Consider the following 19,395-nt stretch of genomic DNA (forward strand, 5'->3'; position numbering starts at 1 on the left):
TTTAAAGACTTAAATTAAACCCAAATAAATATGTTTTAGGTAATGGTAAATTACGTGTACCTGAATTTGCCGAATAGACCTCTGGATCAATACGATTTCCTGCAGCACTCCAATACCAAATATTGTTCATCTGAAAAGTAAATTTAGCAGATGAGATATTCATTTTATTTGCAATATTTTTTGGCAAATTATATGCTAATGAAACATTTCTTAACTTGATATAATCTCCATCTACTACATTGGCGCTGGAATTTCTCCATTGACTACTTATTGTACTTGCATAATTCCTAATATTCTCGGCAAAATCTACATATAAACGTGTATTTCCATTAGGATTAGCATCTGTATAACGGTCCGTAATTCCTGAAAGGTTTACTAAATCACTACTCATATCAATTGTTTCTTTACGCATTACATTGCCTCCAGAGAAAACAAATAAGAAATTCAAATCAAATTGTTTGTATGAAAATCGCTGTGATAAAGAGCCTGTATAAGTAGGCATTAAACTACCCATATTTACCAATGCAGCCGTATTTGTAACTGTTTTAATACTCGTAGAAATTGGATTACCACTAGTATCAAACGTAATGGATGGATTACCATTTTCATCTAAAACATAAGGATATCCGTTAGTTATTCCACCAAACTGATAAGCGTACAAACTATTATACGCTTCATTTTCTAAAAAGTAATCACCAGGGGAACTTACATAAACTGATGCGTTTGATTGTGCTCTGGTCACTTTTTTAACTGTAGTTTTATTGAATCCTAAAATTAAATTCGACGCTATTCTAAAATCAGCTTTATTAAACCATTCTGAACCAAGACTAAACTCAACACCCTTATTCAATAAGGCTCCGGCATTAATTCTTCGAGTTAAAGCACCTACAGTTGGATCTAAATCAGTCGTGGCTAATAAATCAGAACTATATTTTCTATAAACATCAATACTTCCGTTTAATTTTGCATTAAACAAACTATAGTCAACACCTAAATTAGTACTTGCTGTTTTCTCCCATCGTAACATTGGATTAGGTTGAGCAGTAATATTAATATATTGCAAAGATTGATACAAGTTATCATTTCGTCTTGTCGCGGTTACATAAGGAGTGGTAGACTGATCAATATTTCCATTAACTCCGTAAGTTGCTCTAAGTTTAAGAGCTGAAACCCATTTTACATCTCTCATAAAATCTTCGTTACTTGCATTCCATCCTATTCCTGAAGACCATAAAGGACGGTTTTTGTACTTAGGATCAACTCCAAATAAATCAGCTCTATCTACTCTATAACTTCCCGTAATGTTATATTTTGATAAAAAGGTATAACCTACGGTACTAAATACAGAAAAATAACGGTGTAAAATTTCTGTTTGAGTTCTAGATAATGCTGACAAAGTTCTATTACTACCATAAATGTAACTCGCTGTTCCAGTTTGACTTAATAAAAGACTGTTAATCACAGCAGAAGTAAGCGTTACTGGATCATAACCATATCTCAATTGTTCGATTGTTCTTGGAACAAAAGTTTCACGCATTTCAAAACCAGCTAAAGCGTTAACTACATGTTTTCCTCCGCTAAACTCTTGATTATAATCCATTTGATTTCTAAATGAATAATTACTTGCTTGACTGCTCATTTGTTTATAACGCCCTCCTGTAGAAAAACCATCTACATATGTATAAGTATTTGACGTTGAATTATAAGCTGTTAATGCATTTATAGCAAAACGCATTTTATAGGAGTTAATATCATAATACTGCTCTTCCTCATTTTTTCTAACCTCATATTGAAATTGAGAACTCAAACTTAATCCTTTCCATATTTTAGCACGAAGATTAGCAAAAGCTCTCAAACTCAAATTCTTTTCGTTAGTAATTCCTTCCTGAAGTGAATTTAAAACATTGAAAGTGACAGGTTTAAAACCACTTAAAGCCGTAATTTTTTCAGCAACAGCTGGATTAATGATACTACTAGAAGTAAATCCATCTCTAATTCCTACAAATGAAGACAATATAGGATTCCCATTATCATCGGTAATACGTTCATATCTTTTTTGAATATCGTAACTGCTGTAATCACCATCTGTGGCATCTTCATTACGATAAGTAGTATTAACTCCAAAAGTAGCGTTTAACCAATTGTTAACTTGAAAACTACTTTTTGCATACAAGTTAAAGGCTTGACTTTTATTGAACTTTATTCTATTTTTAGATTCATCATAATTAATAGAAACATAAGTATTTTGTCTACTTGTACTTCCAGAGAAGGCAACATTGTAACGTTGTCTAAATTCATTTTGCCAAACATTATCACGATAATCTCTTATGTAATCATTATTTCTCCATTGAGCAATCGTATTATCAAAGTCAGTTTTATTTATCTTCCCTTCCTCTAAATTTCTATTTAAATGATAAAGTGGACTATAGTATTTCATACTACTAGTTCCAATATCTCCATAGGCATTAAACATGGTAGCTATATTAGAAAATCTGCCTCTTTCTCTGTTATAAACGGCCTGTTCAAAATCAATAATATCACTAGTTGAAGCATAATTCATATCTTTCAAATTAGGCTTCGTCGATACAAAAAAATCGGTATTAAATGCTACTTTAAGTTTACCAGTACCTTTTTTAGTAGTTATTACAATAATACCATTAGCCGCTCTTGAACCATAAATCGATGCCGCTGCAGCATCTTTAAGTACGTTAATACTTTCCACATCATAGGGATTAATATCCTCTAAAGTTAATTCGGTAGGTAAACCATCAATTACTAAAAGTGGACTGTAACCAACTTGCAAAGATGAAAACGTACCTATACCACGTAATATCGGTTTATCTGCTGAACTTCCATTTGGGTTTTTTTGGAACATTAAACCAGCAACACGCCCTTCTAAAGCTGTAGCTAAATTAGTGTTGATATTTTCGTTTAAGGTCTTTTCATTTACTGTTGTGATTGCACCAGTAGAATGGGTTCTCTCAAGATTTTGATATCCTGTAATCACCACCTCTTTCATAGTAGTAACCTTATCTTCAACTACAAGGGTTAATTGTTCATTGCCGTTTACATGAAAAACCTTGTCTTCTATTGCTATTCCTGAGCATTGAATTTGACAATTATCTGGAACATCTCGAATGATAAAACTTCCATCAGTTTCGGTTATTGCATATAAATTTGTCCCTACTATCCGAAGATTTATTCCCGGAAAAGGTTCTCCTTTGCTGTTTAAAACTTTCCCTTTAATATTAATTAATTTATTGGATTTAGGCTCTTGTTTATTTAGAGCAGTAACCACAATTGTTTGATTAGCAATAGAATACTTCAAACTTTGATTATTAAAAATAAAGTTTAATGCTTCACTTAAATTTACATTTTTAAGATTAACAGTTACTGGTTTTGAATCCTTAAACAACTTTTGAGTATAAAATACTTCGTGTTTTGCTTGTTTAGCGACATCTTTCAAAACCGACTCTAGTGGAGCATCTTTGACATTAATTGAGATTTTCTGTGCTTGTCCATCGAAACTAAAGAGTAAGATAAACAAAAGACTAATTCTCAATAAATAAGCAGAAAAATTAAAACTAAGATTTTTTTTACCGTTTACTCGGTAAGGTTTTTTTTGTTGTAAATTAAATTTCATACATTTACATTCGTTTTTAGTTAAACAATAGTGGACAACTTATACTAACTATCAACTTTATTAACCTACCAGAAGCACTGCAATTGCTTCTGGTTTTTTTTTATTGATAGCAAAATATAAATACGGTGAATTTGAAATTAAGGGTAGACAATAATTGTTTTTCCTTCAATTTTAAATTTTATATGACTTAGCTCAAGTACTTTTAATACCTCAGACAAATTTTTATTCATAAATGTACCTCCGTTAAATCGTACATCCGAGACATTCCCTTTATAGACGACATTAACTCCATACCAACGTTCTAATTGCTGCATTACCGATTTCAAATCAGCGTTATCAAATTTAAAACGACCATTCTTCCATGCTATAGCAGCTTCAGTATCAACCTCTTTTACTTGAATATTATCAAAACTATTTGATACATTAGATTGCTGACCTGGTTTTAGAATCACCTTTTTATTTTTATGACTAATAGCAACACTTCCTTCAAGTAAAGTTGTTTTAATTACAGACTCATCATTATAATTGTGTACACTAAAATGAGTCCCTAAAACTTCCACTGTTTGATCTCCAGATTTAACTATAAAAGGCTTTTTTCTATTTTTGGCTACTTCAAAATAGGCTTCCCCTTCTAATTCTACTATTCTTTTATCACCACTAAATTGTGTTGGATATTTTAAAGATGATACTGCATTAAGGTATACTTTGGTTCCATCACCTAAAACAATATTATATTGTCCACCTGTAGGTGTTGAGAGTGTATTAAATGAATTCGCATCTTCTTTCGAACTGTCTTCTTTCGAATTAATCACATAGGTAACAACTCCATTAGCGTCTAATTTTATAGTAACATCATTTTCTAATGCAATTGTGCCTTTCTCAGAAATATCGGCTAAAACAATCTTTTTTCCATTAGACAAAGTAAGTACACCTTTAGTACCACCAGGTGTAATATCATGTGGCTGATTTACAATTTGATTGCTTTGAGTTTGAGGTTTTGAAAAATAGAATACTCCTAAACCTAACAGTATAGCTACGGAAGCTGCTACAGCTACTCGCTTCCAAAGTTGAACAACCTTAGTCTCTGTAATTGGTGACAACTGAGATTTTAAATAGTTATAACTTTCTTCTAGTTCATTTTCACTAAGCTGCAAATCACTATTAGAAGCCATAGATAAATACCAGGCATCTAATTTGTCTTTATCGGCTTGAGACAAAGTACCGTTTTGGTACCTTTCCAGTAATGCTAAAATTTCAGTTTTACTCATTTTTTTCGATTATGAAAATTTGGTCTTTGTATATAAGACATCTCTAACTAACTTTTGTCATAGACAATGCTAAAAAAAAATTATTATTTTGTTAGCAAAATGAGAAAAGCACTCATTATATGCTAACCAAAAACGAGTAACAACCTCAATATTTACAGAAGATTTAACAAAAAGGATATAAAAACTCAACAATAAAAAAAGAAAAAAAACTACAGAAAAAGATTCAATAATGATTTTAGTTTTTTTCGAAGGATTTTAACTGAGTTATAAACTTGCTGCTTTGCCGTTCTATCGGTGATATTTAATTTAGCAGCAATTTCTTCATACGAAAGCTCTTCAACTTTTCTAAGCAGAAAAACTTCACGCATTTTTTCTGGAAGCAATGAAATTTCTTTAGCAATTATCGCTTCTAATTCTTTTTCTCTTAATTTGGAATCCGCAAAAACATAGTCGTTTTCGATAAAATCAGAAATAGAATCAGCATAACGCGAAACCACTTTTTCATGAGCAATCCGATTTAAAACCCGGTTTTTAGTTGCAGTATAGAGATAGGAAGAAATGGAACCCGTAATGATCAATTCATAACGTTTATTCCATATTGATAGGAAAACATCCTGCACAACATCATTTGCTTCATCCTGATTGCCCAGTATTTTATAGGCATGATTTACTAATAGTCTTGAATATCTTTCGAAAATTTCTGTAAACGCTAACTGATCATCTTCCATTAGAAGATTCAATAAAATATGATCAGCATATTTGCTATAAACAGACATGAATTAAAAAAAGCTTGAAGATCAAAAAGCAATATTAAGCATTTTTCATTAAAAAAGCTAAATAGGTATACTTTCAAAAAGAGTCTTGAAATGCCAAAACAGCACAAAAAACAAGCATTAAAGACTAAAACTAATTCAAAAATAATTTGAATAACATGAAAAAGATGGAATTAAACACAATACTTTACTTACGAATAGCTCTAACTATTTTTTAAGCTTTTTATTCTTCTTTGAACCAGCTGGAATATTTCAAATAATTATTAGCAATTCGTTCAATCTCACCTGCAAAATCTGATTGGTCTAAATCTTTCACTTTTTTGGCAGGAACTCCCGCCCAAATAGAGCCTGAAGTAACAACTGTATTTTGAGTAATTACAGCACCCGCAGCAATAATAGAATTACTTTCTATAGTACAATTATCCATTACAATCGCACCCATTCCTATCAAAACATTATCATGAACTACACAACCATGAACAATGGCATTGTGCCCTATAGAAACATTATCGCCAATTATTGTTGGGTATTTTTGATAAGTACAATGAATAACTGCACCGTCCTGAACATTAACTTTGTTGCCTATTTTTATGTAATTAACATCTCCTCGTATTACAGCATTAAACCAAACACTGCATGAATCACCAAAAATAACATCGCCAACAATAGTAGCATTCTCAGCCACATAACAATCTTCTGGGATTATAGGTGTTTTTCCGTTAACTGATTTGATCAACATAGACTTTCAGAAAAATTAATTGATGGCAGGACAATTACATTCGTATTTTTCACGCTTGCAAAATAGATTAATTCCTAAGGTAATTTGGTGAAAACCACCTGTACCAAACTTCACATCACCACCCAAATGAGAATACGTGTAAGCAAACATAAAATTATTATAGTTTACCCCAACAATTGGCGATACCGATTGATATCTTTGTTTAGAAGTTCCATTTCCATTATTAAATTCAGCTCCATCAAAACTAGTACGATATGACAAACCACCCCATAATGTACCAAAATCCATATTCTTGTAAGCTTTCATATTGATATCTATGGCTTTTTCAGTAGTCACATCAGTATATTGAAACATAATAGATGGCTCCCATAAAATTCGGTTCTTATCCCCAAAAATATATCCTGAACTTAATATCAATTTACGCAAATTATCACTTTCATAACCTGTATAAATTTCGCGACGTGTTTCAATAGCATTTTTTACTGTAGCATGAACATAAAAGTCTAAATAATTGTAAGACATCCCAATATCTACATTAAAATAGGAATCTTTTTGAACAATTGTACCATCTACTACTGGATCAAAATCACCCGATTGCAAAAATCCTGTCTCATCTAATTGACTCTGAATCAAACCTCCGCTAATACCAAAAGACAATTGATTCAAATCAATTTCATCTCTAGAAAACATCAAATGATAGGCATAAGTAAACTTTACTCCTTTTTGTGAATGATAACCATTTTTATCATTAAAAAGAATAATTCCTCCACCTGCTTTTTCACTAATTCTTCCATTATAACTTAAGGTTTGTAAAGAGGGCGCATCTTCCTGATCAAACCATTGTTTACGAGCCGTCAAACGAAGTTTTGAACAGTTTGAAGCCCCCGCCATTGAAGGATGTAACAGATAATAATTATCAGAAAGATAATCTGAATATACCGGAATTCCTTCTTGTGAATAAGAATACAATCCTATAAAAAAACAGATTAAAAAGTACTTTATTTTAGTATACATTTAAAAAATATTAATCCAGTTAAATAGTATAAATTGAAAGAAACTTTGTCCAAAAACTAAAGTTAAGTTAATTTATTCATTAATAATTCAAATATAGTTAATCATAGAAAATAACTTTACTAAATTTGTAAAAATTTACAACAATCATGGCAAAAATAACTGTTAAAGAAACACAAAACCCTACGATATTAAAATTTGAATTTGAAGATTTCATCACTAAAAATGAAAGTTTTGAATTTAAAAACATTGACGAAGCGAAAGCTTCTCCCCTTGCTCAACAACTATTCTATTTACCTTTTGTAAAAACCGTTTACATTTCTGGAAATTTCATTGCGATAGAACGTTTTAGCATTGTTGATTGGAATGATGTAAAAGATGCAGTAGCAGAGCAAATAGAAGAATATGTTAATAATGGAGGTGTAATCATTAATCTTGATGAAAACAAACCCAAAAAACAACCAATCACTGTATACGGCGAAACGACTCCTAACCCTTCAGCTTTAAAATTTGTAGTGAGCCGAATGTTAACTAAAAATGCGGTTGAATACAAAAACATTGACGAAACAGCTTCTTCTCCTTTAGCTAAAGAATTATTCAAATTCCCGTACGTGAAAGAAATATTCATTGATGAAAATTATATTTCAGTAACCAAATACGATTTGAACAGCTGGGACGAAATCACCTTAGAATTAAGAACTTTCATCAAACAATACATTGAAAATGGCGGAATTGTATTAGATGAAACTGTTGTTGCTAATGCTGAGAAACAAGAACAAATTAAAAACGAAGCATTTGACAAATTAGATGTTACTTCGCAACAAATTATCAATATCTTAGAAGAATATGTAAAACCAGCCGTAGCAGCCGATGGTGGAAACATCGCTTTTGAATCCTTTGACGAAGAAAGCAAAGTGGTAAAAGTAATTCTTCAAGGAGCTTGTAGCGGATGTCCATCTTCTACTTTTACTTTAAAATCAGGAATCGAAAACATGCTGAAGAGTATGTTGAACGATGAAAAAATCCAAGTGGAAGCTATTAATGCTTAAAAGCTATAATCAAAGATAAACCAATATTTTAGTTTGTCATTCCGACGAAGGAGGAATCTCTGTTGTGTGAGCAGCTTGATGAGATTCCTCCTTCGTCGGAATGACAAGTTGGTGTTATAGCATTTATTTCTTCGATGCAGTAATTATAAAATCCTTTAAATAATAAGGTTCAAAATAAGCCAGGTCAACAAAATCATTATTTAAGAATTTTTCATAGCTAAAAGCACTCATCTCTTTAGCAGATGGATAAACAACATTTTCTAAAAAAACAAAATTAGTTTTAGTCAACACTTCTTTGCATTTTGCAGCACAATCGCCAACGAAATAAACATTCCCCTCTAATTCCTGAAAAGAATCTTCGGTAATTATTTCTGCTTGAATAGCTCTTAGAGATTCTAAATTTGAAGCAAAAACGGCACTGTACACTTCCATTCGCCTAGCATCCAACATTGGAACAATCACACCTGAAGTAACCTTTACTTGAGCAGCCAAGGCTTTTAAAGTATCAACAGCAATAAGTGGAATTCCTAATGCATAACACAAACCTTTTGCCGCAGAAACACCTATTCGAAGTCCTGTATAGGAGCCTGGTCCTTGACTAACCGCAATAGCAGCTAAATCTTTATAACTAATTCCGGCTTCTTTTACACAATCTTCAATAAATACATGCAAGCGCTCCGCATGAGAATATCCTTCTTCGGCTACTTCTTTGCAAACAATCGTTTTTCCTTCTTTAGCAATCGAAACCGAACATTGTTTAGTTGCTGTTTCTATGTTAAGTATATAATTCAATGGTATTTGTTTTATTTGACAAAATTCAGAAAAAAATCAAACAAAGCGGCGATAATCTTGAAATTTATTTCTCCGATTCTTTGGATTTGAGTTTTACCATATCACCAGAATTCAACTCTTTACTCACTGTTGTATAAGGCCCAGTAATCACTACATCTCCATTTTTAACACCACTTAAAACCTCAATATTAGTATCGTCTTGAATACCTGTTTTTATAATTTTAATTTTAGCTTTGTCACCTACTTTTAAGAAAACACATTCTAATTTTTTCTCATTTTTAGGAACTACATTTTTATCTTCTTTCGGATCGGGTATTTTTTTATCCGAGATAGAAACTGCTGTCGTATCTGACTTAACTACAACTGCACTAATAGGCACAGCCAAAACATTTCTTTTTGTTTTTGTAATAATATCCACTGTGGCTGTCATTCCTGGTCTAAATGGAGAATAGGTTGCGGGTTTACCCACTAATAAATCCTGATAAGATTCTTTTACTATTCGAACCTTTACTTTAAAATTAGTTACTTGATCAGCTGTTAAGGTAGAACTAGCCGAATTAGAAATACTTGTTACTACTCCTTTGAATTTCTTCTTCAAATATGCATCTACTTCTACATCAGCCAAGTCACCTTCTTTGATTTTTACAATATCATTTTCGTTGACATCTACTTCCACTTCCATATTATTCAAATTGGCTACACGCATTAATTCGGTTCCTGCCATTTGCTGTGTACCCAATACTCTCTCACCCAACTCAACATTTAATACCGAGATAGTACCATCGGCAGGAGCATAAATAGAGGTTCTCCCTAAATTATCTTTTGCTTCATTAACCGAAGCAGAAGCACTCTGAACACTATAATAAGCAGATTGACGCGTCGCTTTAGCTACCTCAAACGAAGCAACTGATTTATCCCAATCTGATTTGGAAATTATACCTTTTTCAAACAAAACCTTATTTCGTTCATAACTTGATTTTGCTTCTTTGAACTGTGCTTCACTTTGGGTTAAGCCTGCTTTTGACCCCGATAATCCTGCTACCGTTCTATTCAAGCTTGACAAATACAAATCAGGATTGATTTTTACTAGCAAGTCTCCTTTTTTAACAACCTGACCTTCTTTGACTGGCAAAGCAATAATTTCTCCCGAAACCATCGAAGCTATCTTAACTTCAATTTCCGGTTGGATTTTACCAGTCGCCGAAACCGTTTCCACAATGGTCATTGGAACTATCTTGGCTATTTCAATTTCTTTTGCATCCGTTTTATTACCTAGAATCCCTTTTTTACCTAAGTAAAGCAACACTCCTATTACAACAACAAAAACAGCAACTAGGATATAAATATTCTTTTTTGACATAAGGTTTTAATTTTTTATGATAGGAATTCCAAAATAGAATTCCAATATTTTTGTTTTAAAAATATAATCGTATTTGGTTCTCAACACTTCTGATTGTGCTGTAGAAAGTAAGGTTTGCGATTGACTCAATTCGAAGGCATTCATTAAACCAACTTCAAATTTATCTTTCGAATAATTGTAAGATTGCGTTCTAGCATCCAAAGCTTCAATTGCCGATTCATAGGCTTTCAAAGCTCCTCTAGCATCGGTAAAAGCTGTATATACATTGCGTTGTAAATCCAATTCCTGTTGTTCTAAAACAATTTTTGATTTCTCAAAATTCACCTTGGAACGTTCTACATTATTTCGAGTAGCAAAACCACTAAAGATGGGAATATTCAATTGAGCACCAAAGGACTGTCCTTTATTATCACTAAACTGATCAAAAAACTTAGGTGGCGCTTGCGTTCCAATAACCGCACCAGTAGTAGGATCTCTTAAAGCAACATCGGCATAAGAAACACGACTATTAAAATTATAAAAGCCTCTCAAAGTAGGCTGATAAGTACCTTTAGCAATCAGAACATTTTTTTGCGCAATTTCTAGATTCGTCTGCGCAATTTTTAGTTCCACGCGTTCTAGTTTTGCTTTCTCATAGATAGATATTGGTGTTTGCCCCAATATATTTTGATCCATTTGAAAAGTACTGGCGTCATCTACATCAAAGTTTTCAAAACTGTCCAATTGTAACAGCTGGGCAAGACTTAATTTAGCGATCAACAATGCATTTTCGGCAGCAATTACTTTTTGATTATCCGAAGCTATGGTCGCTTTAACATCTAATAAATCACCTTTGGGCAAATTACCTGCATTGACTAATTCTTCCGTTCTATTCAATTGTTTTTTATCGATAACCAATTGCTCATTTTGAACTTTTAAATTTTCCTTATTAAATAAAACTTGCAAAAAAGCATTAGCCACATTCAAGGCGATATCTTCTTTCATTTTTTGCAGCTGATATTTCGAAGCCAAAACCGAAAGTGTAGTTCTTCTTAAGGTATTCAAATTTTGTAAACCTTTATAAATATCAATTCCAATATTAGCTCCAGCTGAAGTAAATTGAGTTGTTTGATTTTTTAAAAGTCCAGTAGTAATATCCTGATTCAAACCAATATTCCAGGAATGAGAAGCTGAAGCTGAAATGGAAGGCAAAAAATTACCAAAAGCATCTTTTTTATCAATTGCTGCATTTTGAATATCCAACTCCGATTGACGAATGGATATATTATGATCAAGAGCATATTTTACACACTCTTCTAATGACCATTTTTTTGTTTGTCCGTTGGAGTAAAAACTAAGAAAAAACAAAAGTAGCAAACTACCATATTTGGCTAGATTCATATCAATCGAATAAATGAAGTAAAGTTACTACACAAAAATAGCTTTTTTATAGTTAGAAATCTCACATAGTAACAAACATTTATATCTTAAAAAAAGTACATGCATAATTTAACTTTTACATTTTCAAATATAAAAATTCAATGCTTTTCCTAAATTTACACTATCAAATAAACCTAAATGAAAAAAATAGCCCTCTCTTTACTAACTTTCGCTTTTCTATGTCTACTAAGCTGTTCTACATCGCACAAACTGGCCACTTTAAAACCAGAACCAGACGATGCCAGCCCAATTATATATCAAAATGTCCCTTCTTTTATTAGCTTACCTATCAATGTAAAACTTAAAGACATTGAAAACAAAACCAATAGTTATTTAAATGGTTTGATTTACGAAGACAATGACATTGAAGATGATGATATCGAAATGAAGATATGGAAATTAGCACCTATCACTATAAAAAATAGCAAAGAAACCAATGCTGAAAAAATCACAACTATTCTCCCTTTAAAAGCGACCATAAAATATAGAATTGGTACCAAAACAATGGGCGTAAATCTCTATAACACCAAAGAATTTCATCTAAACGGAATTGTAACCCTAAATAGTAAAGTAAATTTAAACAACTGGAGACTTAAAACCGAAACAGAACTAATCGGATTAGACTGGAACGAAAGTCCTACGATGACCGTTTTTGGTAAAAACATGCCTGTTACTTATTTAATCAATCCTTCCATAAAATTATTCAAAGCTAAAATTCAGAAAAAAATTGACGAAGCTATCGAAAAAGCAACCGATTTTAAACCGAATGTATTTGCTGTCTTAGAAAAAATTTGTACTCCATTTCAAATGAATGAAGCCTATGAAAGCTGGTTACGAATTGTCCCTCAAGAAATATACACGACAAGCTCACATTTAAAAAACGATTCCTTCTTTCTTCAAATGGGAATAAAATGCAATATGGAAACAATTATCGGGCAGGTACCCGAAACGAAATTTGACGCTAACAAAATAGCTTTAAAAACAGTAAACAAAATTCCAAGTCAAGTAAATGCCAATATTGTAGCAGTTTCCAGTTATCAGGACGCATCCAGAATTATGAAGAAGAATTTTGCTGGTCAAGAATTTACATCTGGGTCTAAAAAAGTAACAGTACAGGATGTCAATATATGGCACAAAAGTGGCAAAATGGTTATTGCTCTTGATTTAACAGGTTCTTTAAACGCAACCATCTATTTAGCAGGATTTCCAAAATACAATCCAGAGAAAAAAGAAATCTATTTTGACGAGTTAGATTATGTATTGGACACCAAAAATAAATTATTACGCACCGCTAACTGGCTAGCACAAGGTTTAATTTTGAAAAAAATCCAACATAATTGCCGTTACTCCATCAAACCTAACCTAGAGGAAGGCAAAAAAACAATGCTTAGTTACCTAAACAATTATTCACCTATGACTGGAGTTTTCATAAACGGAAAAATGGACGATATTCAATTCCAGAAAATTGAATTAAGTCAAAACGCAATTATTGCCTTCATAAAAGTAAATGGCGAAATCAACATCGCAGTAGATGGTTTAGAATAAACTAATCTACTTTTGTTTTGGATTTTCTCATTTTATAAATAAAATAACCTACAATAGCAACCAATAGATAAGGAACAGCCATCAAAAAAACGATACCGTCATTTACTGCTTTAGCTTGCTCTACATTCGCATCATTATTTAATGCCGCACGACACATGGCGCATTGTGCATAAGTTGAAATTCCAAAAAACAAAAAACAAATTCCAAAAAACATCTTCTTAGTCTTGGAATTTGGAATTTTAAAATTGAGATTTTGTATTTCTTTACACATAATAAGGAGCAATCATTAAATAAACAATCACACCTGTTACAGCCACATATAACCAAATTGGAAATGTAATTTTTGCTATTTTTTTGTGCTTATCAAATACTTGTGCTAAAGCTCTAACATAGGTAATCAATACTAAAGGGATAATTATTACCGAAAGAATAATGTGCGTAATAAGTATAAAATAATAGACATATTTGATGATTCCTTCACCTCCAAATTTAGTAGAATCTGAAGTCATATGATATGCCACATACATCCCTAAAAAAGTTACCGAACAAGCAATAGCCGTTTTCATAAGGTTTTCGTGTAATGTTACTTTTCCCTTTTTAATCGCTACAACTGCCAATACTAACAAAACAGCTGTGATCCCATTAATAGTTGTGTAGATAGGAGGTAAAAAAGAAAGAGGCTCAACATCATAACCTAGTTTTCGTAAATTAACTCCAAAAAGTAATGCTACTACCAAAGGAATAGCAACAGATAAAACTACAATCCACTTATTATATTTTGTTTCTACATTTTGTTTTTCCATGATCTATTCTGCTAATAAAATACTTATATCTTGTTGTATATCTCTAACACCCGCTTTTTCTAATCCATCGTAATATAAAATAGGATTACCAAACTCATCTTTTCTACAACGAATGTTTCCGTTTTTATCAATTAGAGCAAACATTCCAGAATGCTCAAATCCACCGTTTACTTTACTATTTTCTCCAGCATATAAATTATATCCTTTATTAGCCAAATCAAAAATAGTTTGCCTGTCACCTGTTAAAAAATTCCAGTTAGATGATTTCACACCTAACAACTCTGCATGGGATTTTAAGACTGCAGGAGTATCATTTACAGGGTCAATGGTTATTGAAACAATTCCAAAATTTGGATTCCCAAAGAATTTTTTCTCCAAAGTCAACATACTTTGGTTCATTTTTGGACAAATAGACGGACAAGTGGTGAAGAAAAATTCCAAAACATACACTTTCCCCTTATAAGAGTCGTTATTGATTTTCTTTCCATCCTGATTAGTTAATTCAAATTTAGGAGCTGGTCCTATTTTAACTAAACCATCTTCAGCTCTAGAAGATGAAGAAACTTTATCCAAACGATCGCCTTTTACAACATCGCTATTTTGAATTCTGGAAACAATTTTTGGAACAGCATAAATTCCAAAAATCAGGATAATAAAGGCAATTCCAATAAAGGATTTATTTTTTATCATAACTAAACTATTTACAATTACTTAGTAGCATTATTATTTTTTTTAAGAGCGGCACGATATTCATACAAAATGATTTTAAAATCATCAAGCATTTCATTACTTAATTCCGAAGGATGAAAAGTGTCATAACCTTCTTTATATTCTTTCTTATCTTTTCGCCCTCTTAAATTTCGCTCTTTATCAATGATAAAAACATTAGAAGTACCGTAATTAGCATCTAACTTATTAACTAAATGCAATTGATTATAATAGCTTTTAATTTCATCTGGCGTAGTAAAAACAAAATACCAATGTGAAACATCCGTAAAATCATCAAAAGCATCCATAATACTTTTAACATCCTTTTCTGTCCCAAGAGGACAAATCATAACAAATTGCAAATCTTTAAATCCATGATAACGCTGATATATTTTTTCATTTAGATTAAAAAGATTTCCTCGATTTTTTAATAGCTGTGTACCCGAAAACCCTAAAATGGTAATTTTTTTATCTAAAGTAACCTTTTCACCATTTAAAGAGGTCCAATTCCCTATATCGGCAATTTTAGGAGTAATTGTTGGAAGTTTTATAAAACTATTTACACCAGAGGCAAAAAACAAATAGGCAACAATGGGTAAGATAAAAAGAACAAATAGAACTATATTTTTTTTCATCTGGGGAAGTACATTTATTAAGTGCAAAAATAAAAAAAGGCACGCAATAGCGTGCCCTTTTTTTGAATTAATATAGTGTTAAAAATTCCATTTAATAGTTGAATCTTTAAAAACCCCATAAATATAATCCCCTTCAGTCAACAGAATGAAAAGTAAGTATAAGACAAGAAAAATAATAGGTAAAACGATAGACCATTTAAGACTAGATTTTTCACCTTCTAAGTGCATAAATGCCCAAACAATATAATATGCCTTAAAAATTGTAAGTGCATAAAATATCCAATTTAACAAACTCATACCAAGTAAATACCCTCGGTGTAAAGCATCTGGTTTGTAAATCCCTAATATTACCTCTATAATTGTAACTACTGATAAAATTGCAAATACTTTCCAGATTCTACCTGCATTTGATTCATGTGCATGTGCCATAATATAAAACTTTAAAAAATTAAACTAGATAGAAAACTGTAAATACAAATACCCACACTAAGTCTACAAAGTGCCAGTACAATCCAACTTTTTCTACCATTTCATAACTTTTTCTTTTCTCGTATGTTCCTAGTAACACATTGAAGAAAATGATAATATTAATAATAACTCCAGAAAATACGTGGAATCCGTGGAAACCTGTAATAAAGAAAAAGAAATCAGCGAATAATTTACTTCCGTACTCGTTTCTTACCAAGTTAGCTCCTTCCACAACATAAGCAGCATCTTTTAATCTAGCTTCAGACTCCGCTCTTGAAAGAATTGTTTTTTGCTTGTCTTTGATTACTTCCGTTCTTATTAACACATCTGGATGTGCTTTGAAACCAGCTTGAACTTCAGCTACTGAATAAGTAGGCAAAGTAGCCTCTTCCATAAACCAAGTAGCTTTACTTCTTGACAATTGTTCTCTTTCTTCTGGCAACTTTACAGCAAAATCAGCAAGCGCAATTTGTTTTCCTTCTTTATTAACAAATTGTAAAATACTTCCACCTTTAGTTTCAATAGCTCCGTACTCTCCTTTAATGAAGTTTTTCCACTCCCAAGCTTGAGAACCAACGAAAATCAAACCACCAATAATAGTTAAAAACATGTAGATTATCACTTTATTTTTCTTCATTTGGTGACCTGCGTCAACAGCTAATACCATTGTTACAGATGAAAAAATCAAAATAAAAGTCATAAATGCCACATAATACATAGGAGCAGTTACTCCGTGCATAAATGGGAAGTGAGTAAACACTTCATCGGCCAATGGCCAAGTTTCAATAAATTTAAATCTTGAAAAACCGTAAGCTGCTAAGAATCCAGAAAAAGTCAAGGCATCAGACATGATAAAGAACCACATCATCATTTTACCATAACTTGCTCCCATTGGCTCATTGCCGCCTCCCCAAGTTGTTTCTTCGTTATTTGCAGTAGTAACTGTCGCTTCCATAAAAGTTATTCGTTAAAAAGTTCCCAAATTTACGTTTTTTTCTTATTTAAAGAAATATATAAATAAAAATAATAAAACCCATAGTAAATCCAGAAAGTGCCAATACATTGCACCTAGTTCTATACCAAGAGTTTGAGTCGAATTGTATTTTTGTTTAAAATGATTATAAATTATAATTAAAAGAGAAATTATGCCTCCAGCCAAGTGCAATAAGTGCATAAAAGCAATAATATATAAGAAAGTTACCGTAATCGAACTCCCTTGTCCTGTCATATAATATCCACTAGCTATTATCTGCCCAAAACCTTCAAATTGCGAAACAACAAACAACACTCCTAATAACAATGTCGCTAATAACATTATCGTTGTTAGACTACGATTGTCTTTTTGAATTGCTTTTTTTGCCAAATGAAAAGTAACACTACAAGCCACAATTAAAGCTGTACTAACATAAAAAGCGGTTGGCAACTGAAAATCTTTCAACCAGTCTACTCTTGACTTACTCACAATAAAAGCACTAGTTAAACCGGCAAACATCATAAACATACTCACCATAGCAAACAACAAAATCATCTTAGACGACCTTGCACTTCTTATTTTTTGCTCTTCTGCTGTAAAAGTAACACCCATAATTATCTTAAAAATTTATCAATTATATATACTAATTGTAATAATGAAATATAAGACACACTTACTAACATTAATGTACGAGCTGCTTTGGCTGTTTTAATTTTATATAGCTGTACTGCATAATACAACATCCAAAGTCCCAATAAAAAAACAACAACGGCAGCAACTTCCGAGATAAATAATTTTCCCGTATAGCCTAAACAAGGTAATAATGAAGCTATAATTAACCAAACTGTATACAAAATAACCTGCAAAGCCGTTCCGTTATCTTTTTTCCCTGTAGGCAACATATAAAAACCAGCCTTAGCATAGTCGTCATACAAAAACCAACCAATAGCCCAGAAATGGGGGAATTGCCAGAAAAACTGAATTAAAAACAAGGTTCCTGCCTCAATACCAAAATCACCCGTAGCAGCTACCCAACCTAACATAAAGGGTATAGCACCTGGAAAAGCCCCCACAAATACCGACAAAGAGGTTATTGTTTTAAGAGGAGTATAAACACAGGTATATAAAAAAATAGAAATCGCCCCAAACATCGCAGTTTTAGGATTAATCATATATAACAACACTAACCCAATAATCGTGAGCAAACTCGCCACAAAAACTGCCATTGACGAAGACATTCTTCCTGAAGGAACCGGACGATTCTTTGTACGATCCATCAAAATATCTAAATCTTTTTCAATTACCTGATTAAAGGCGTTAGAAGCCCCTACCATGCAATAGCCGCCTACACACAACATCAATAAAACAGACCATTGAAAAGGTTGCGAATCATTGAAACCCAAAAGATAACCCGCAATAGAAGAAAACAACACACTAATAGCTAATCCAGCTTTGGTGATTTCTTTAAAATCGGTAAAAATTGCTTTAAGGGAAAATGTATTTGTGGTTGCGCTCAATGCCTTTTCTATTAGGTTTTTGTAAAACTGCTGCAAAAGTAAGGCATCGAAAGGGAATTGACAAAAAACTAATCATAAAATATTGTTGAAGAAAAATTTAAGTTTTTTCAAAACAAAATTTTCAAAAAAACCAATTAACCAAATTGAGAACGTTAAAATTTATTTTTAGTTAAACAGTTAAGTGTAAAAAACTCTCCATTTAAACTATTTATTAAAACCATCGCATATTTTTAAAGTACTCAAAATAATTTTACTCGTACTTTCATCATATCTTTTCAAATAACATTCTAACTCCTTAACATTCTTTTCATCAAAATAAAATAGAAATTTACTCTTATTTTCAAGCAAACCCCAATAAGAAAGAGCATGACTACCTAAAGAATAAAACCGAACTAGTAAAACTTTATCCCTATTGGGTTCTACGGGAAAAATTTCTAAATATTTTGCTACACCCATACTCCCTGAATAATTATCAACATCTATCTTACCAGTTTCTTTCTTTTCCAACCATTTATCTTCAATTAAAAAAAGTATCATATCTTTTTGATATTTTTTAATTCTAGAATCTTTTTGAACATAAAATCCTTTTTGAGAAAAACCAACACTTGAGATTAACACAAATAAGAGAATAAAGAAATACCTATTTTTATTCATTTTTATAATTAATTATAAAATTTAGCTGATTTAAAAGT

19 protein-coding genes are annotated in these 19,395 nt (G+C 31.9%); 2 read left to right on the forward strand and 17 right to left on the reverse strand.

What is annotated here, in order from left to right; genetic code table 11:
* Position 1 precedes the first annotated feature (1 nt).
* The 5 genes from ACFPTQ_RS00635 to ACFPTQ_RS00655 all read right to left on the reverse strand — a co-directional run bounded on the left by ACFPTQ_RS00635 (position 2) and on the right by ACFPTQ_RS00655 (position 7,437).
* Positions 2 to 3,643 (reverse strand): SusC/RagA family TonB-linked outer membrane protein, encoded by a 3,642-nt coding sequence (locus tag ACFPTQ_RS00635; RefSeq protein WP_379772580.1) that lies wholly within the window; start codon positions 3,641 to 3,643, stop codon positions 2 to 4.
* 137 nt (positions 3,644 to 3,780) lie between these two features.
* Positions 3,781 to 4,911, reverse strand: a complete 1,131-nt coding sequence (locus ACFPTQ_RS00640) for a FecR family protein (RefSeq protein WP_379772582.1) — start codon at positions 4,909 to 4,911, stop codon at positions 3,781 to 3,783.
* A 209-nt stretch (positions 4,912 to 5,120) separates the two neighbouring features.
* Positions 5,121 to 5,687, reverse strand: coding sequence for an RNA polymerase sigma factor (locus ACFPTQ_RS00645; protein ID WP_379772584.1), 567 nt, complete (start codon positions 5,685 to 5,687; stop codon positions 5,121 to 5,123).
* A gap of 220 nt (positions 5,688 to 5,907) precedes the next feature.
* Entirely contained in the window at positions 5,908 to 6,423 is a 516-nt protein-coding gene (locus tag ACFPTQ_RS00650; RefSeq protein ID WP_379772587.1) for a gamma carbonic anhydrase family protein, read from the reverse strand.
* Positions 6,424 to 6,438: 15 nt separating this feature from the next.
* Positions 6,439 to 7,437, reverse strand: a complete 999-nt coding sequence (locus ACFPTQ_RS00655; RefSeq protein WP_379772590.1) for a type IX secretion system membrane protein PorP/SprF — start codon at positions 7,435 to 7,437, stop codon at positions 6,439 to 6,441.
* Positions 7,438 to 7,583: 146 nt separating this feature from the next.
* On the opposite strand from ACFPTQ_RS00655, the gene ACFPTQ_RS00660 reads away from it, so the two are divergent.
* Positions 7,584 to 8,483: a NifU family protein gene (locus ACFPTQ_RS00660; RefSeq protein WP_379772592.1), complete on the forward strand. Its 900-nt coding sequence runs from the start codon at positions 7,584 to 7,586 to the stop codon at positions 8,481 to 8,483.
* 123 nt (positions 8,484 to 8,606) lie between these two features.
* Here the strand turns inward: ACFPTQ_RS00660 and tsaB are convergent, their stop codons facing one another.
* The 3 genes from tsaB to ACFPTQ_RS00675 all read right to left on the reverse strand — a co-directional run bounded on the left by tsaB (position 8,607) and on the right by ACFPTQ_RS00675 (position 12,015).
* Positions 8,607 to 9,275, reverse strand: coding sequence for a tRNA (adenosine(37)-N6)-threonylcarbamoyltransferase complex dimerization subunit type 1 TsaB (gene tsaB / locus ACFPTQ_RS00665; RefSeq protein ID WP_379772595.1), 669 nt, complete (start codon positions 9,273 to 9,275; stop codon positions 8,607 to 8,609).
* A 64-nt stretch (positions 9,276 to 9,339) separates the two neighbouring features.
* Positions 9,340 to 10,635, reverse strand: coding sequence for an efflux RND transporter periplasmic adaptor subunit (locus tag ACFPTQ_RS00670; RefSeq protein ID WP_379772597.1), 1,296 nt, complete (start codon positions 10,633 to 10,635; stop codon positions 9,340 to 9,342).
* Between the two features lie 6 nt (positions 10,636 to 10,641).
* Complete coding sequence (locus tag ACFPTQ_RS00675) at positions 10,642 to 12,015, reverse strand: TolC family protein (protein ID WP_379772600.1); 1,374 nt, start codon at positions 12,013 to 12,015, stop codon at positions 10,642 to 10,644.
* A 177-nt stretch (positions 12,016 to 12,192) separates the two neighbouring features.
* Between ACFPTQ_RS00675 and ACFPTQ_RS00680 the strand changes: the two genes are divergently transcribed.
* Entirely contained in the window at positions 12,193 to 13,599 is a 1,407-nt protein-coding gene (locus tag ACFPTQ_RS00680; protein ID WP_379772603.1) for a DUF4403 family protein, read from the forward strand.
* A 1-nt stretch (position 13,600) separates the two neighbouring features.
* Here ACFPTQ_RS00680 and ACFPTQ_RS00685 read toward each other — a convergent pair whose 3' ends face one another.
* The 9 genes from ACFPTQ_RS00685 to ACFPTQ_RS00725 all read right to left on the reverse strand — a co-directional run bounded on the left by ACFPTQ_RS00685 (position 13,601) and on the right by ACFPTQ_RS00725 (position 19,357).
* Positions 13,601 to 13,813 carry a hypothetical protein gene (locus ACFPTQ_RS00685; protein WP_278034820.1) on the reverse strand — a complete coding sequence of 71 codons (213 nt, stop codon included), beginning with the start codon at positions 13,811 to 13,813 and terminating at the stop codon, positions 13,601 to 13,603.
* 49 nt (positions 13,814 to 13,862) lie between these two features.
* Entirely contained in the window at positions 13,863 to 14,402 is a 540-nt protein-coding gene (locus tag ACFPTQ_RS00690; RefSeq protein WP_379772605.1) for a DUF420 domain-containing protein, read from the reverse strand.
* 3 nt (positions 14,403 to 14,405) lie between these two features.
* Positions 14,406 to 15,092, reverse strand: a complete 687-nt coding sequence (locus ACFPTQ_RS00695; protein ID WP_379772607.1) for an SCO family protein — start codon at positions 15,090 to 15,092, stop codon at positions 14,406 to 14,408.
* 17 nt (positions 15,093 to 15,109) lie between these two features.
* Positions 15,110 to 15,745: a hypothetical protein gene (locus ACFPTQ_RS00700; protein WP_379772609.1), complete on the reverse strand. Its 636-nt coding sequence runs from the start codon at positions 15,743 to 15,745 to the stop codon at positions 15,110 to 15,112.
* A 78-nt stretch (positions 15,746 to 15,823) separates the two neighbouring features.
* The gene (locus ACFPTQ_RS00705; RefSeq protein ID WP_379772611.1) at positions 15,824 to 16,174 is read right to left on the reverse strand and encodes a cytochrome C oxidase subunit IV family protein; all 351 of its coding nucleotides are present in this window, start codon (positions 16,172 to 16,174) and stop codon (positions 15,824 to 15,826) included.
* Positions 16,175 to 16,193: 19 nt separating this feature from the next.
* Positions 16,194 to 17,168, reverse strand: a complete 975-nt coding sequence (locus ACFPTQ_RS00710) for a cytochrome c oxidase subunit 3 (RefSeq protein WP_278034815.1) — start codon at positions 17,166 to 17,168, stop codon at positions 16,194 to 16,196.
* Positions 17,169 to 17,210: 42 nt separating this feature from the next.
* Complete coding sequence (locus ACFPTQ_RS00715) at positions 17,211 to 17,798, reverse strand: cytochrome c oxidase subunit 3 (RefSeq protein WP_379772614.1); 588 nt, start codon at positions 17,796 to 17,798, stop codon at positions 17,211 to 17,213.
* Positions 17,799 to 17,800: 2 nt separating this feature from the next.
* On the reverse strand, positions 17,801 to 18,703 hold the full coding sequence (cyoE, locus tag ACFPTQ_RS00720; protein WP_379772617.1) for a heme o synthase: 903 nt from the start codon (positions 18,701 to 18,703) through the stop codon (positions 17,801 to 17,803).
* A gap of 204 nt (positions 18,704 to 18,907) precedes the next feature.
* Positions 18,908 to 19,357, reverse strand: a complete 450-nt coding sequence (locus tag ACFPTQ_RS00725; RefSeq protein ID WP_379772619.1) for a hypothetical protein — start codon at positions 19,355 to 19,357, stop codon at positions 18,908 to 18,910.
* Positions 19,358 to 19,395: the final 38 nt, after the last annotated feature.

This window comes from Flavobacterium sp. GCM10022190 (assembly GCF_042656445.1).
In the GTDB taxonomy this organism is placed as follows: Bacteria; Bacteroidota; Bacteroidia; order Flavobacteriales; family Flavobacteriaceae; genus Flavobacterium; species Flavobacterium nitratireducens.

Coding starts and splice junctions, on each gene's coding strand:
- ACFPTQ_RS00635 (WP_379772580.1), bottom strand. CDS start 3,643: ATGAAATTTAATTTACAACAAAAAAAACCTTACCGAGTAAACGGTAAA.
- ACFPTQ_RS00640 (WP_379772582.1), bottom strand. CDS start 4,911: ATGAGTAAAACTGAAATTTTAGCATTACTGGAAAGGTACCAAAACGGT.
- ACFPTQ_RS00645 (WP_379772584.1), bottom strand. CDS start 5,687: ATGTCTGTTTATAGCAAATATGCTGATCATATTTTATTGAATCTTCTA.
- ACFPTQ_RS00650 (WP_379772587.1), bottom strand. CDS start 6,423: ATGTTGATCAAATCAGTTAACGGAAAAACACCTATAATCCCAGAAGAT.
- ACFPTQ_RS00655 (WP_379772590.1), bottom strand. CDS start 7,437: ATGTATACTAAAATAAAGTACTTTTTAATCTGTTTTTTTATAGGATTG.
- ACFPTQ_RS00660 (WP_379772592.1), top strand. CDS start 7,584: ATGGCAAAAATAACTGTTAAAGAAACACAAAACCCTACGATATTAAAA.
- ACFPTQ_RS00670 (WP_379772597.1), bottom strand. CDS start 10,635: ATGTCAAAAAAGAATATTTATATCCTAGTTGCTGTTTTTGTTGTTGTA.
- ACFPTQ_RS00675 (WP_379772600.1), bottom strand. CDS start 12,015: ATGAATCTAGCCAAATATGGTAGTTTGCTACTTTTGTTTTTTCTTAGT.
- ACFPTQ_RS00680 (WP_379772603.1), top strand. CDS start 12,193: ATGAAAAAAATAGCCCTCTCTTTACTAACTTTCGCTTTTCTATGTCTA.
- ACFPTQ_RS00685 (WP_278034820.1), bottom strand. CDS start 13,813: ATGTTTTTTGGAATTTGTTTTTTGTTTTTTGGAATTTCAACTTATGCA.
- ACFPTQ_RS00690 (WP_379772605.1), bottom strand. CDS start 14,402: ATGGAAAAACAAAATGTAGAAACAAAATATAATAAGTGGATTGTAGTT.
- ACFPTQ_RS00695 (WP_379772607.1), bottom strand. CDS start 15,092: ATGATAAAAAATAAATCCTTTATTGGAATTGCCTTTATTATCCTGATT.
- ACFPTQ_RS00700 (WP_379772609.1), bottom strand. CDS start 15,745: ATGAAAAAAAATATAGTTCTATTTGTTCTTTTTATCTTACCCATTGTT.
- ACFPTQ_RS00705 (WP_379772611.1), bottom strand. CDS start 16,174: ATGGCACATGCACATGAATCAAATGCAGGTAGAATCTGGAAAGTATTT.
- ACFPTQ_RS00710 (WP_278034815.1), bottom strand. CDS start 17,168: ATGGAAGCGACAGTTACTACTGCAAATAACGAAGAAACAACTTGGGGA.
- ACFPTQ_RS00715 (WP_379772614.1), bottom strand. CDS start 17,798: ATGGGTGTTACTTTTACAGCAGAAGAGCAAAAAATAAGAAGTGCAAGG.
- ACFPTQ_RS00725 (WP_379772619.1), bottom strand. CDS start 19,357: ATGAATAAAAATAGGTATTTCTTTATTCTCTTATTTGTGTTAATCTCA.